The 13215-nt window shown below is 67.1% G+C and carries 16 protein-coding genes; 12 read left to right on the top strand and 4 right to left on the bottom strand.

Going from position 1 to position 13215, the window contains the following annotated elements; all coding sequences use genetic code 11:
• Positions 1-14: 14 nt before the first annotated feature.
• Positions 15-821 (bottom strand): carbon-nitrogen hydrolase family protein, encoded by an 807-nt coding sequence (locus K1T73_RS16565; RefSeq protein WP_220601756.1) that lies wholly within the window; start codon positions 819-821, stop codon positions 15-17.
• Positions 822-932: 111 nt separating this feature from the next.
• Here K1T73_RS16565 and K1T73_RS16560 point away from each other — a divergent pair, with 111 nt between their 5' ends.
• The 3 genes from K1T73_RS16560 (at position 933) to K1T73_RS16550 (ending at position 3374) form a co-directional block, all read left to right on the top strand.
• Positions 933-1472, top strand: a complete 540-nt coding sequence (locus tag K1T73_RS16560) for a prolyl-tRNA synthetase associated domain-containing protein (RefSeq protein WP_220603796.1) — start codon at positions 933-935, stop codon at positions 1470-1472.
• A gap of 112 nt (positions 1473-1584) precedes the next feature.
• Complete coding sequence (locus K1T73_RS16555; RefSeq protein WP_220601755.1) at positions 1585-2466, top strand: LysR family transcriptional regulator; 882 nt, start codon at positions 1585-1587, stop codon at positions 2464-2466.
• Entirely contained in the window at positions 2463-3374 is a 912-nt protein-coding gene (locus K1T73_RS16550) for a DMT family transporter (RefSeq protein WP_220601754.1), read from the top strand. The genes K1T73_RS16555 and K1T73_RS16550 overlap by 4 nt, the downstream gene beginning before the upstream one ends.
• A gap of 2 nt (positions 3375-3376) precedes the next feature.
• Here the strand turns inward: K1T73_RS16550 and K1T73_RS16545 are convergent, their stop codons facing one another.
• Both K1T73_RS16545 and K1T73_RS16540 read right to left on the bottom strand, forming a co-directional pair.
• Positions 3377-4372, bottom strand: a complete 996-nt coding sequence (locus K1T73_RS16545) for a DUF563 domain-containing protein (protein WP_220601753.1) — start codon at positions 4370-4372, stop codon at positions 3377-3379.
• Entirely contained in the window at positions 4362-4691 is a 330-nt protein-coding gene (locus K1T73_RS16540; protein ID WP_220601752.1) for a helix-turn-helix transcriptional regulator, read from the bottom strand. The genes K1T73_RS16545 and K1T73_RS16540 overlap by 11 nt, the downstream gene beginning before the upstream one ends.
• Positions 4692-4800: 109 nt before the next feature.
• On the opposite strand from K1T73_RS16540, the gene K1T73_RS16535 reads away from it, so the two are divergent.
• Positions 4801-5529, top strand: a complete 729-nt coding sequence (locus K1T73_RS16535; RefSeq protein WP_259400335.1) for a FadR/GntR family transcriptional regulator — start codon at positions 4801-4803, stop codon at positions 5527-5529.
• A gap of 6 nt (positions 5530-5535) precedes the next feature.
• Here the strand turns inward: K1T73_RS16535 and K1T73_RS16530 are convergent, their stop codons facing one another.
• Positions 5536-6822: an ABC transporter substrate-binding protein gene (locus tag K1T73_RS16530; RefSeq protein ID WP_220601751.1), complete on the bottom strand. Its 1287-nt coding sequence runs from the start codon at positions 6820-6822 to the stop codon at positions 5536-5538.
• 266 nt (positions 6823-7088) lie between these two features.
• Between K1T73_RS16530 and K1T73_RS16525 the strand changes: the two genes are divergently transcribed.
• The 8 genes from K1T73_RS16525 (at position 7089) to K1T73_RS16490 (ending at position 13212) form a co-directional block, all read left to right on the top strand.
• Entirely contained in the window at positions 7089-7457 is a 369-nt protein-coding gene (locus K1T73_RS16525) for an AtpZ/AtpI family protein (protein WP_220603794.1), read from the top strand.
• The gene (locus K1T73_RS16520; protein WP_220601750.1) at positions 7447-8232 is read left to right on the top strand and encodes a F0F1 ATP synthase subunit A; all 786 of its coding nucleotides are present in this window, start codon (positions 7447-7449) and stop codon (positions 8230-8232) included. Before K1T73_RS16525 ends, K1T73_RS16520 begins: the two co-directional genes overlap by 11 nt.
• Positions 8233-8298: 66 nt before the next feature.
• A complete protein-coding gene (locus K1T73_RS16515) occupies positions 8299-8535 on the top strand; it encodes a F0F1 ATP synthase subunit C (RefSeq protein ID WP_220601749.1) in 237 nt (78 codons plus the stop codon).
• Between the two features lie 96 nt (positions 8536-8631).
• Entirely contained in the window at positions 8632-9189 is a 558-nt protein-coding gene (locus K1T73_RS16510; protein ID WP_220601748.1) for a F0F1 ATP synthase subunit B', read from the top strand.
• 5 nt (positions 9190-9194) lie between these two features.
• Positions 9195-9752 carry a F0F1 ATP synthase subunit B gene (locus K1T73_RS16505; RefSeq protein ID WP_220601747.1) on the top strand — a complete coding sequence of 186 codons (558 nt, stop codon included), beginning with the start codon at positions 9195-9197 and terminating at the stop codon, positions 9750-9752.
• 154 nt (positions 9753-9906) lie between these two features.
• On the top strand, positions 9907-11664 hold the full coding sequence (ilvD, locus tag K1T73_RS16500; protein ID WP_220601746.1) for a dihydroxy-acid dehydratase: 1758 nt from the start codon (positions 9907-9909) through the stop codon (positions 11662-11664).
• Between the two features lie 4 nt (positions 11665-11668).
• Positions 11669-12379, top strand: coding sequence for a hypothetical protein (locus tag K1T73_RS16495; RefSeq protein WP_220601745.1), 711 nt, complete (start codon positions 11669-11671; stop codon positions 12377-12379).
• A gap of 62 nt (positions 12380-12441) precedes the next feature.
• Positions 12442-13212 carry a DUF6478 family protein gene (locus K1T73_RS16490; protein ID WP_220601744.1) on the top strand — a complete coding sequence of 257 codons (771 nt, stop codon included), beginning with the start codon at positions 12442-12444 and terminating at the stop codon, positions 13210-13212.
• Positions 13213-13215: the final 3 nt, after the last annotated feature.

Below are 13215 nucleotides of genomic sequence, written 5' to 3'. Positions count from 1 at the left end.
ATACGGGGCGGCGTTTACGCCGGGGCGGCGTCCGAGTCAACCCGTGTGGCGGCGCGCCATTCCTCGATATAGGGATTGATCTCGCGCGATTCGGCGTAGGCCGCGGGGTCGATCGTGGCGGTGATGAGCGCCTCGCCGGTTTCGGGCGCGGAGGCGAGGACCGAGGCGTCGGGTGCCACGATCGACGACATGCCCTGGTAGGCGAAGCGGTCGTCGGCGTCGGCATGATCGCAATAGGCGACGAAAACCTGGTTTTCATGTGCGCGCACGCGGATCAGGCTTTGCGCGATGAAGTCGCTGCCCTGCTGCGCGGGCAGCGCCGTGGGCACGACGACGAGATCGGCACCCGCCAGGGCCAGCGCGCGGACGCATTCGGGAAACTCCACGTCGAAACAGATGAGCATCCCGACGCGCAGCCCGTTCAGCTCGAAGGTGACGGTGTTGGGGCCGGCAGGGGTGAAGATGTCCTTCTCGTAGGGACGGTAGAGAAAGCCCTTGCGGTAGATCACAGGCTCGCGCCCGTCCGCGAAGACCGCCATGGCCGAGATGCTCAGGCCGTCGCGGCGGCGCTCGGGAAAGCCCGCGACGAGGCTGATCCCGATGCCTTCGGCGGCTTCGCGCATTTCCTGCACCCATGCGCCCGAGGCCGATTGCGCGAGGTCGCGCAGGCGATCGCCTTCGCCGTAGCCCGACAGGGCGAGTTCGGGCGCGACCATGAGGTCGGCACCGAAGGAGCGCGCGCGCGCCATGGCGTCGATGATGCGCTGCGGGCGCGAGCGCGGTTCGGGTTCGGCGGTCATCTGGTAAAGTGCGAGTTCCATGCGCGCGATCATGGCGCAAGTCGCGCGGGATTGTCCATTGCCTCCGCGCGGCATGGGGGCGATATCTCGGGCGACGAGGCAAGCGGGAGCACGCGCGAGATGACCGAAGGGATGGACAGGGATGCGAGTTCGGCCAACCAGGGCGATCTGCCGGTGACGTCCGACGCGCTTCTGGAGACGCTGGGGGCGACGGGCGTCGCGTTCGAGTATCACGAGCATATTCCGCTGCGCACCGTGGACGACGCCAAGACGGTGCAGGGCGACGTTCTGCCGGACGGGGCGGGCATCCACCACGTCAAGAATTTCTACCTGCGCGACCGTAAGAAGCGGAATCATCTCGTCGTTCTCGAGCAGGATCGCGACGTCGATCTGAAGGCACTGGGGCAGGCTATGGGTGCGCCGGGGCTGTCCTTCGGCTCGGCCGCGCGGCTGATGGAGCATTTGGGGGTTCGGCCCGGCGCGGTGAGCCCGCTTGCCATGGTGACAGGGGCCAAGACGGGCGTGCGCCTTTTCATGGACGCGGCGCTGTCGCGGGGGCGGCTCATCCATGTGCACCCTCTGGTCAATGACCGGACGGTGGGCCTTGCACCCGACGATTTGCTGGCGGTGCTCGAGAGATGGGGCGTCGAGGTGACGTGGCTGGAGCTCTAGCGCGTCACACGGGAGCCGGGAAATCCTGCCGGCGTGGTGGCCACCCGTTGTGCGGAAACACGCAGGTCGCTACGGTTTCGGTCATATCGTTTGAAGCCGCACAGGGGGCGGGATGGAGAACTGGGACGAGGTGCGCACGGCCTACCACGTGGCGCGGATCGGGACGGTCAGCGGCGCCGCCGAGGTGCTGGGCGTGCATCATGCGACGGTGATCCGGCATATCGACGCGCTCGAGGGACGGCTTGGGGCGAAGCTGTTCCAGAGGCATGCACGCGGTTACACGCCCACCGAGGCGGGCAACGACCTCTTGCAGGTGGCGCAGGCGACGGACGACCAGTTCGGACAGCTTGCCGGGCGCATCAAGGGGCTGGGTGACGGTGTCGCGGGAGAGCTTGTCGTCACCTCCCTGGGCGGGCTGAGCTATCTCCTGATCCCCGTGCTGGCCGCGTTCCGCGAGACCTATCCGCAGGTGGTCTTGCGGTTCCTGGCCGGCGACCGGCTCTTCCGGCTGGAATACGGCGAGGCGCATGTGGCGATCCGGGCAGGCGCGGTGCCGGATCAGCCCGACAACGTGGTGCAACCGCTCGTCCGGCTGGAGACCACGCTTTACGCGAGCGAGGCCTATATCGCGCGGCGTGGCGATCCGCGCGCGGCGGAGGATCTGACCACGCATGACTTCGTCGGCCCCGAAGACACCAAGTCGCGTGCTCCCTTCTTTCGCTGGATGCAGGCGCATGTGCCGCCCGAAAGGGTCGTGTTTCGCAGCGGGGACGTGCACGCGCAACGCCGCGCGATCGAGGAGGGGCTGGGCATCGGGTTCATGACGCGGCTTCAGGCGCGCGAACTGGGAGGATTGGTCGAACTGCATCCGCCGCAGGACGACTGGGCGTCGCAGCTATGGCTCGTCACACATATGGACCTGCACCGGACGACGAAGGTGCAGACCTTCCTCGCCTTCCTCAAGGAGGCCGCCACGGCGTGGGAGACCACATGAGCGAGGCGGCGCGCGGACATCTGGCGATGCTCGTCTTCTCGGGTCTGATCGCGGGCAGCTTCGCGCTGGGCTCGATGGCGGCGCCGCATATCGCGCCGGTCGCGCTCAACTCGGTGCGGTTCATCCTTGCCTCGTGCCTCGTGGGGGCGGCGGCGCTTGCCACGGTCGGCATCTCGCGAGAGGCGTTGCGCGCGCCGTGGCGCTACCTGGTGCTGGGCGCCTCGATGGGTCTCTACTTCGTGCTGATGTTCGAGGGGCTCAAGACCGCGCCACCGGTCTCTGCCGCGGCGGTCTTCACGCTCACCCCGATCCTCTCGGCGGGGTTCGGATTTCTGTTGCTGCGCCAGATCACCACGCCGCGCATGGCGCTGGCGCTCACCATCGGGGCGGTGGGCGCGCTCTGGGTGATCTTCCGTGCCGACTGGAATGCATTCGCGCGTTTCGAGGTGGGCCGCGGCGAGACGATCTATTTCTGGGGCTGCGTGGCGCACGCGGCCTACACGCCGCTGGTGCGCAAGCTGAACCGGGGGGAGCCGGCGGTTGTCTTCTCGCTGGGCGCGATGGTGGCGGCCGCGGCGCTCATCACGCTCGTGGGCTGGCGCGAGATCGTGGCGACGGAGTGGTCCGCCCTGCCCGGGATCGTGTGGGTCACGATCCTCTATACCGCCCTTTTCGCCACCGCCCTCACCTTCGTGATGGTGCAATATGCGACGCTGCGCCTGCCGAGCGCCAAGGTCATGGCCTATACCTATCTCACCCCGAGCTGGGTGATCGTCTGGCAGGCGGCGCTGGGACAGGGGGTGCCGCCCGCGCTCATCGCCGTGGGGGTCGTGCTCACGGTCGTGGCGCTCGCGCTTCTGCTGCGCGACGACGAGGCGCGCGCGCGGTTGCGGGCCCCGCGCGCCTGACCTCAGAAGAATCCGGCATCTCCGAGCCGCCGCACCAGCCGCCTGATGTCGACGGGCGCCGCCCCTTCGCGGAGATCCTCGGGGGAGGTGAGCGCGTCGAGCGTAACGAGATCGACCTCGGCGAAGGCGCGGATCTGGGCACAGAGCGCATCGAAGGGCGCGCGCCGGTGCCGACGCTGGATCAGGCCCACGCGGGCGCCGGGACGCATCGCGAAGGGCGCCAGGTGAAAGGCGGAGCCGTCGACACCCACGATGCGCTCGGCGGCCATGTAGACCTGAAGCTGTTCGGCGATGGAATACTGCTCGGGATGGAAGGCCACGTAGCCGCGCTTGATGAGCGCCCTTTCGAGCCGTTCCTCGCCATACATCCGCTGCTCGGCCGACTTGAGCTGCGTGCGCGACACGAAGATGCGGCGCGGGCCCTCGGGCGTGATGCGCGCCGCGATGCGGTCGCAGATGAAGCGGCGGAACTCGGGCGTGCCGACGCTCCAGTCGCCATGTCCGAACCCCTGGGTCGGCACGCTCACCTCGTCGACGCGCGCGGGACGGTCGATGAGCCAGAGCGGGCGGGCGTCGCAGAGCCAGGAGTAGAAAGGCAGGAAACGGCGGCGCAGCACGCTTTCGATGTCCTTGTCGTGCATGGGGACGATGAGAATGCCCTCGATCGCCTCGCCTGTCTGCTCCAGCGCCCAGAGCCGGCCCAGCCCCTCCATCAGGAAATGCCCGAAATGGTGCCGTCCCACCCCCGCAAAGAGGTAGCGGCCGCGAAGTGGCAAAGTCCCGGCCTCGCCCGGAGCGGGCGGAATGCCGGTGAAGCGGTTCTTCGAGATGAGCGTGCGCGATGCGTCGCAGAAGCTGCCGTCCGCGCGGAACACGCCATGCGGCATGTCGCGCCCCGGCCCCATCGGCATCACGGTCGCGTCGCGGATGAGCTCGGTCCGCGGCGGGGGCAGCGTGCCGGGATCGAGGGGAGCGGCGGCGCCCGTCTCAGTCGTCATGGTCGAGCTCCGCGCGCAGGAAGCGCTCGAACGCGTCGAGGTTCACGGCCTCGAACTGGCCGAAGCTCTGCATCCAGATCGAGGCATCGCGCAGCGCGTCGGGATCGAGCTTGCACCATTTCACGCGGCCCCGCCGTTCCTGCGTGATGAGGCCGGCGCGGGTGAGGATGCCCAGGTGCTTGGATATGGCCGCGAGGCTCATGTCGAACGGGTGGGCCACGTCGGTCACGGCCATGTCGTCCTCGAGCAGCATCGTGAGGATTTGCCGCCGGGTCGGATCGGCGAGCGCCGCGAAGACGGTGTCGAGGGTGTTGGCCATGCGTTTCCATAAGCCCCGAAGGCCGCGCCGCGTCAACTCTCCAAAAGGCTCGAAAGCGCCGTAATTCGATGATAAACAGGGAAGGCAGAGTGACGAGACAGGCAGGATCATGGCCGCATCCCCCACCGACGAGACGATGCCGATCGACCCGGACCAGTCCATCGGCGCGACCGCGCGGGTGGTGATCGACACGCTTTTCGCGCGGATCAAGTCCGAGGAATACCCGGTGGACACGCGCCTTCCGTCCGAGCGCACGCTGGCCTCCGAACTGGGGGTCGCGCGCAACACGGTGCGCGAGGCGCTCGACGTGCTCGAGGCGCGGGGCGTGATCCGCCGCCGCGCGGGGTCGGGCAGCTTCGTGACCTATCGCTCGGACACGCCGCAAAGCCCCTCGGTCGGTTCCATCGCGTCGGAGACCAGCCCGCTCGATCACCTCGTGGTGCGCGGCATCCTCGAGCCCGAGATCGTGCGCCTCGCGGTGATCAACATGCCGCCGCGCGCCATCGAGGATCTCGACAAGACGCTCAGCCGGCTCGAGGCGGTGCGCACCGACGTGGCGGAGTTCGTGCAGCTCGAGGAAGAGATGCTGCTCAAGATCGCGCGCGGCACCGAGAACCCGCTTCTGGCCTCGTGCTACGAGCTTGCGATCGAGGCGAGCCACCAGAGCTTTCGCAGCGCGCTTCTGCGCCGGCACCTGACACCCAATCGCATCCAGGACGCGCAGAGGCGCTACAACACGCTTTTCAACGCTATCGCCTCGCGGGACGTGGAGGCGGCGGTGGAATTCGTGAAGCTGAACCTGATGGAAGAAAACCGGCTGCTGCTACAGGACGATTGAGGCGGCTCAGTCCACGTCCTCCTCTTCCTCTATGGTCTGGCGCACCCGCTGTTCCCAGAGTTGGCCCAGTTCCGACATCTCCTCGCGCAGGAGAACGCCGTTGCGGTCGAGCCAGCCGCGGATCGAGCCGAATTCGGCGATCCGCGCCTTGCCCTCGCGGATCGTCACCACCGGCCAGTCGCCCACGAGCGCGTTGTCGATGCCGAACATCTCGGCCCCCCACCAGTCGGCGGGACCGAAGGCGTGGACGACCTGCCCGAGCTGCTTCATCGCGGCCAGCACGGACGGGGGACGCGTGCTTCCGGCCTTCTCGACCGCGGCCTGCCAGATCTCGAGAATGGCCACATACTCCCAGCTGACCGCGCTCCAGGTGCCGGGGAAGCGACGGTTGTATTCCTCGAAGAACACGTGGGGACGGTTGAAGAAGAAGGCCTTCTCGCGCAGGAGAGGGTCGTCGAAATCGGGAAACTGGAACACCGCCCCTTCCATGAACTCGGGCGAGGTGCGCTGGATCAGCCGGGGGTAGTTGTCGATGGTGCAGGACACGATCTGCCCCTCGAAGCCCTGCGCATGGGCAAACTCGGTCATCGCGTCCACCATGGGCGCATAGCTCGTGCACCAGCACAGGATGTCCGGCCGCCGGGCGAGGATGGGCGTGAGAAAACCGCGCGGGTCCGTCTCGGACGGATCGTAAAGCACCTCGTCCACGATCTCGATGCCCGCCGCCTTGAACGCGGCGCGGTAGGTGGCGAGCGAGGGCAGGCCGAGCGCGTCGGTCTGGCTGCAGATCGCGACGGTCTTCAACTCCGGCCGCGTCCGGGCAAGCCAGTCGACGCCGGTGACGTTGAAGATGGGGTGAAGCTCGCTCGGGGCGATGAGATAGGGGGTGTCGGGCGACAGGTCCGACGGCAGGAGCGTCGATGTGAGCACCTTGTGACGGGTCAGGAACCCGCGCACCGGGGTCAGCGTGTCGCCGCCCAGCATCATCAGAAGCTTGACCTTGTTCTGCTCGACAAGCCTGCGGGCGCCCTCCATCGCGCGGTCGGGATCATAGCCGCAATCGAAGGCGTGGATGCGGATCGGGAACCGGTGCCCCTCGATGAGCAGCCCGCCTGCCTTGTTGATCCAGTCCTCCCAGATCCGGCAGCCGTTCAGGCCCGGCAGCCCCCAGCTCTGGACCGGGCCGGTGAGCGGGCCGAGAAAGCCGATATCGACGCTATCCTGCATCCCGACGGAGTGGCGGGGCAGCGCGCTGCGCACGGCGAGGCGATGGGCGAAACTGGAACCTGTCATGGGCGCATTGCATCCCGAGCCGCGGCGAAAAGCAAGCGCGCGGTGGCGGGGGCGGGCCCGGAACCTCAACCATCCGGTTGAATATGCCCCGGGCCGGCGGCGCGCGCGATCTGACCGGCGGCGCGCGACGCGCGGATCGTCATCTTGCCAGGAATATCGAGATAAAACAGACTATTGCGGCTCGTGCGCGGGCCGGTGCGGCGCGCTTGACTCCGAACCCACCCCCGCATAGCAATGGCGCCAACCGATGTGGGGGTTCACGTATCGTGTCGCAAGGCGATGAGAAGGAGCGTCTGGCCGCGCTGGAAGCCCGGATCGCCGCCCTGAAGACGCCGAAGGCGGAGAAGTCCCACACCGAAGAGCACTATTCGCAGGCGCAACTGGCCTGGCGCATGGTGATCGAGCTTGTGGCCGGTCTTCTGATCGGTTTCGGCATCGGGTACGGGCTTGACCGCCTGTTGGGGACATTGCCCCTTTTCCTGGTGCTGTTCACGTTGCTGGGCCTTGCCGCCGGGATCAAGACGATGATCCGCAGCGCGGAGGAAATCCAGCGCAAACAGGTGGCCGAAGAGGCCGAGAAGATGGCGCCCGACGACGCGGGCGAAGGCAAAGGGACGCAGACGCATGGCGACTGAAGCGCAAGGTGCTGAAGGGGGCGAGAGCCTCAGCTTTCATCCGATGGACCAGTTCATCCTGAAGCCTTTCTTCGGCGACGGACCCGTGGGCACCTTCACCTTCACCAACCTGAGCTTCTGGATGGTGATGACGGTGCTGGCGGCGGTCGCGCTCCTGATCCTCGGCACCTCGGGCCGCTCGGTCATCCCGACGCGCATCCAGTCCATCGCCGAACTGTGCTACGGCTTCATCCGCAAGATGGTCGAGGACGTGGCGGGCAAGGACGCGCTGCCGTATTTCCCCTATATCATGACGATCTTCGTCTTCGTGGTCTTCTCGAACTTCCTGGGGCTTCTGCCCGGTGCGTTCACCTCGACCTCGCATATCGGGGTGACGGCGGTGCTGGCCCTCCTGGTCTTCGTGTCGGTCACGGTGATCGGCTTCGTCAAGAACGGCGCGGGCTTCCTCGGGCTTTTCTGGATCGGTTCGGCGCCGCTCGTGCTGCGCCCGATCCTCGCGCTGATCGAGGTGATTTCCTACTTCGTGCGGCCGGTCAGCCACTCGATCCGTCTTGCCGGCAACATGATGGCCGGTCACGCGGTCATCAAGGTCTTCGCGGCCTTCGCGCCGCTCATCACGATCTCGGTGGGCATCGGCATCCTCGTCACGCCGCTGTCGATCCTCGCGATCACGGCGATCTACGCGCTCGAGGTGCTGGTGGCGTTCATCCAGGCCTATGTCTTCACGATCCTCACCTGCGTCTACCTGAAGGATGCCCTGCATCCGGCGCATTGACGGTGGGCTGAACCCCACCCCGAGAACACCCGAAATTACCGCAATTCCAACGTAAGGAGATACATCATGGAAGGCGATATCGCACAAATGGGCGCACTGATCGGTGCAGGTCTGGCTTCGGTCGGCATGGGCGGCGCAGCCGTCGGTGTGGGCAACGTGGTCGGCAACTACCTGGCCGGTGCCCTGCGCAACCCGTCGGCCGCCGCAGGCCAGACCGCGACGATGTTCATCGGCATTGCCTTCGCCGAAGCGCTGGGGATCTTCTCGTTCCTCGTCGCGCTTCTGCTGATGTTCGCCGTCTGAGCCTCGAAGCACACGATCCTTGCGGATGGGGCGAGGGGCGGCGCGTGCCGCCCTTCCCCCCTGTAAACGGAACGCTTCCCGAGGGAGGATGCCGACATGGCAACTGAGACAAGCCCGCTGGAACTGGAAGAAGCCGGGCAATGCGTCGACTCCGCTGGCGGCGCCATCGGCCTGCCCCAGCTTTGTCCCGAGTGGATGGGCAACCAGATCTTCTGGCTGCTGGTCACGCTTGTCGTGCTCTTTTTCATCTTGTCGCGCATCGCGTTGCCGCGCATCGCGTCGATCCTCGCGGAGCGGCAGGGCACGATCACCAACGACCTGGCCGCGGCCGAGGATTTCAAGACCAAGGCCGCCGAGGCCGAGGAGGCCTACGAGAAGGCCCTGAGCGACGCGCGGACCGAGGCGCAGGCGATCATCGCCGAGGCCAAGGCCGAGATCCAGGCCGATATCGACGACGCGATGGCGAAGGCCGACGCCGAGATCTCTGCCAAGACCGCGGAAGGCGAGAAGAAGATCGCCGAGATCCGCGAAGGCGCGATGGAGGCCATCAAGGAGGTCGCCAAGGACACCGCGAAGGAACTGGTCGCGGCCATGGGCGGCAAGGCCGATGCCCGCACCGTCACCGCCGCGGTCAATGCACGGATGAAAGGGTAAGGATCATGCGTATCACGGCAACCCTCATCGCACTTTTCGCAGCGAGCCCCGCGCTTGCCGCGAGCGGCCCGTTCTTCTCGCTCGGCAACACGAATTTCGTGGTGCTGATCGCGTTCCTCCTGTTCATCGCGCTGCTGCTTTACCTCAAGGTGCCCGGCCAGCTTGGCGGGATGCTCGACAAGCGGGCCGAGGGGATCAAGTCCGAGCTCGACGAGGCCCGGTCGCTTCGCGAGGAGGCGCAGTCGCTGCTGGCGAGCTACGAGCGCAAGCATAAGGAAGTCCAGGACCAGGCCGACCGGATCGTCCAGCACGCCAAGTCCGAGGCCGCCACGGCCGCGGAGAGGGCCAAGAGCGACATCAAGGTCTCGATCCAGCGCCGCCTTCAGGCCGCGGAGGAGCAGATCGCCTCGGCCGAAACGAACGCCGTCAACGAGGTGCGCAACCGCGCCGTCGCGGTGGCCGTCGCGGCCGCGAAGGATGTCATGGCCAAGCAGATGACCGCTCAGCAGGCCAATGCGCTGATCGACGAGTCGATCGAGACGGTGGACAAGAAGCTGCACTGACCGGCGTGGCGGGCGACGTGCCCGCGCCCCGCGGATCCCGCCCCCGGCGCCTTGCGGCCCCGGGGGTTTTTCGTGTCCCGTGCGGCCTGCCTGCGCTTGTGTCACCCGGCGCGAGCGCCTATTCCTGCGGCAGACATTCCCCGGGAGGCCAGCCATGAGCAAATTCGACAAAGCCAAGTTGCCCAGCCGTCATGTGACCGAAGGTCCGGCGCGCGCGCCGCATCGGTCCTATTACTACGCGATGGGCATGACCGAGCAGGAGATCCACCAGCCGCTTGTCGGCGTGGCGACCTGCTGGAACGAGGCGGCGCCGTGCAACATCGCGCTCAACCGCCAGGCACAGGCCGTGAAGGGCGGTGTGAAGGAGGCGCACGGGTCCCCGCGCGAGTTCACGACGATCACCGTCACCGACGGCATCGCGATGGGTCACGAGGGGATGCGGTCGTCGCTCGCCAGCCGCGAGGCGATCGCGGACACCGTGGAACTGACCATGCGCGGGCACTGCTACGATGCGCTCGTGGGGCTTGCGGGCTGCGACAAGTCGCTGCCGGGGATGATGATGGCGATGGTGCGGCTCAACGTGCCGTCGGTCTTCATCTACGGCGGGTCGATCCTGCCGGGCAAGGCGCCGCAGATCGACGAGATCCCCGAGGAGTTCCGCACCCGCGACCTGACCGTGCAGGACATGTTCGAGGCCGTCGGCTGGCACCAGAACAACCAGATGAGCGACAAGGCGCTCGATGCGCTGGAGCGTGTGGCCTGCCCGTCGGCCGGGGCGTGTGGCGGTCAGTTCACGGCGAACACCATGGCCTGCGTGAGCGAGGCGATCGGTCTTGCGCTGATGAACAGCTCGGGCATGCCCGCCCCCTACGAGAGCCGCGATCAATATGCCGAAGCGTCGGGCCGCGCCGTCATGGACCTTCTGGAGAAGAACATCCGCGCGCGCGACGTGGTGACGCTCAAGAGCCTGCAGAACGCCGCGCGGGTCGTCGCCTGCACCGGCGGATCGACCAACGCCGGGCTGCACCTTCCGGCCATCGCGCACGAGGCGGGAATCGACTTCTTCCTGGACGACGTGTGCGAGATCTTCCGCGACACGCCCTATTTCGTCGACCTGAAACCGGGTGGGCAATACGTGGCGAAGGATCTCTACGATGCGGGCGGCATCCCGGTCGTCATGAAGGAACTGCGCAAGGCGGGTCTGATCCACGAGGATTGCATGACCGCGACGGGCCGGGCCATCGGCGAGGAGCTTGACCGGATCGAGCGCGAGGCAGACGGGAAGGTGATCTATCCGATCGAGACCCCGATCACCAAGACCGGCGGCGTCGTGGGCCTCAAGGGCAATCTCGCCCCGCAAGGCGCCATCGTGAAGGTGGCGGGCATCCCGGCCGAGAACCAGGTCTTCACCGGCCCCGCGCGCGTCTTCGAATGCGAGGAAGACGCGTTCGAGGCCGTGAAGGCGCGCAAATACGAAGAGGGCGAGGTGATCGTCATCCGCAACGAGGGCCCCGCGGGCGGCCCCGGCATGCGCGAGATGCTGGCCACCACCGCCGCGCTCAGTGGCCAGGGGATGGGCAAGAAGGTGGCGCTCATCACCGATGGCCGTTTCTCGGGTGCGACACGGGGCTTCTGCGTGGGCCACGTGGGGCCGGAAGCCGCGCAGGGCGGTCCCATCGCATTGATCGAAACGGGCGACATGATCACCATCGACGCGGTGAAGGGCGACCTCAGCGTCGATCTGAGCGACGAGGAACTCGCCCGGCGCCGCGCCGCCTGGAAAGGCCCGCGCGAGACGATCTATGCCAGCGGCGCGCTCTGGAAGTTCGCCAAGCTGGTGGGCGAGACCTACAAGGGCGCGGTGACCCATCCGGGCGCCGAGGCCGAGCGGCATGTCTACATGGACCTCTGAGCGCGTGCGACGGTTCGCGTGGCTCGGGGCGGCCCTTGCGCTTGGCGGATGCGGTGATCTGGGTGGCGGAGCGCTCTCGGCCTTCGGCGAGAGCGACGCACCGCCGCTTCGCGAGGCATCGCTTTTCGGCGGTGAGGTGGTCGTCTCCGGGCCGCCGGGCTATTGCATCGAGCGCGGCAGCCTTGCCAAGCGCCGGGGCGGGCATGTCCTTCTGATCGCGAGTTGCGAAAGCCTCAGCGGCGCCCCCGACATGGCCGTCGACCCGGCGGTGATGACCGTCTCGGTCCTGCCGCGCGACGGGGCGGCCGTTCAGCCGAGCGCCGATGAACTGGCCGCGACGCTGCGCCCGGCCCGCGTGTTCGAGCGGATCGACGGGGACGGCGTGGCGATCGTGCATCTGGCTACCGGCGGCGAGGTCGGCATTCCCGGCGGTGACGCGGCACACTGGCGCGCGGCGATGCTGATCAACGGGCATCTCACGGGCCTGGCGCTCTATGCGCCGAAGGGCAGCCGGGTGGCACGCGGTGCGGCGGGGCAGGCGCTGATGATCGAACTGGCCGAGCGGCTGCGCGCGCGAAGCCCCGTGCGCCGTGCCGTGGCGCAGTCCGACGGGAGCGAGGTGCCGGAAGCGGACGCGACCCTCTCGACGTCGACGCGGGACAGCAGCACCGGAAGCAGGGGCTTCTTTTCACGATTGTTTCCGAACGAGAGTTAATCCTCTGGAAGGAGCCCCTCGGGCAAGTTAGAACGGACGTGACCACCAAGAGGCCCGACCAGATGCGAATTCGGAATTTGATCGGTAAGGACGTGCGCCACCTTCGCGGCATCCGGCGTTGGGCCAAGGCGGCGCGGCGCGCGCCCGAGATGGACCTGGACGAGCTTCGCGAAACTCGGGCGCTGGCGCGCAAGTACCTGTATTCGATGAACGAAGTGCTCGCCGTGGCCGATAGTCGCCTGGCGCTTCCGCTCATGGGGTCGAACGCCTTTCCCAAGCCGCACGGCACCGATTGGGCGTGGCGGCCAGACCTGTGGCGCAGGCCGCTGCCCGTGCCGGGGCGGTCGGCGGTCGAAAGCAAGTCCAAGCTCGGCGCCGAACTCACATTGTTTCACGATTGTGCACGATCCGAGCTCTCGCTGCGACAGTTGCGCAATCACCGGGAGGCGGACCTTGCGCCCTATGGCTTGCGGATGGACGTCTTTGCCTTCGACGGCTCGTTCCTTTCGCTGGTGCTCGACCTGCCGCACGAGGCGGTGGACGGTCTGACCAAGGGGCATCTCTTGCGTATGAGCACGATCGTGGAGATGGAAAAGCCGCTCGAGATCTTCGCGCGGCTCAACATCAAGCACGGACCCAACACCGAGCAGATCGTGCGCGAACTGCCGCTTCACGAGGACGAGATCATGGTCGAGTTCGACCTCGCCTACTCGAACCTCAACGAGAAGCGGATCGAGCGGGCCTGGGTCGACATCATTTTCGAGAACCCGCAGATGAGCCAGGTCGTCCTGCGCGACCTGACCTTCAGCAGGCGACCGCGCGCGGAATTCTAGGAG

Origin of the sequence: Roseovarius sp. SCSIO 43702 (assembly GCF_019599045.1) — a bacterium.
In the GTDB taxonomy this organism is placed as follows: Bacteria; Pseudomonadota; Alphaproteobacteria; order Rhodobacterales; family Rhodobacteraceae; genus Roseovarius.
The sequence above is the reverse complement of the archived record's forward strand: the minus strand, read 5'-3'. Positions and strand labels throughout refer to the sequence as shown.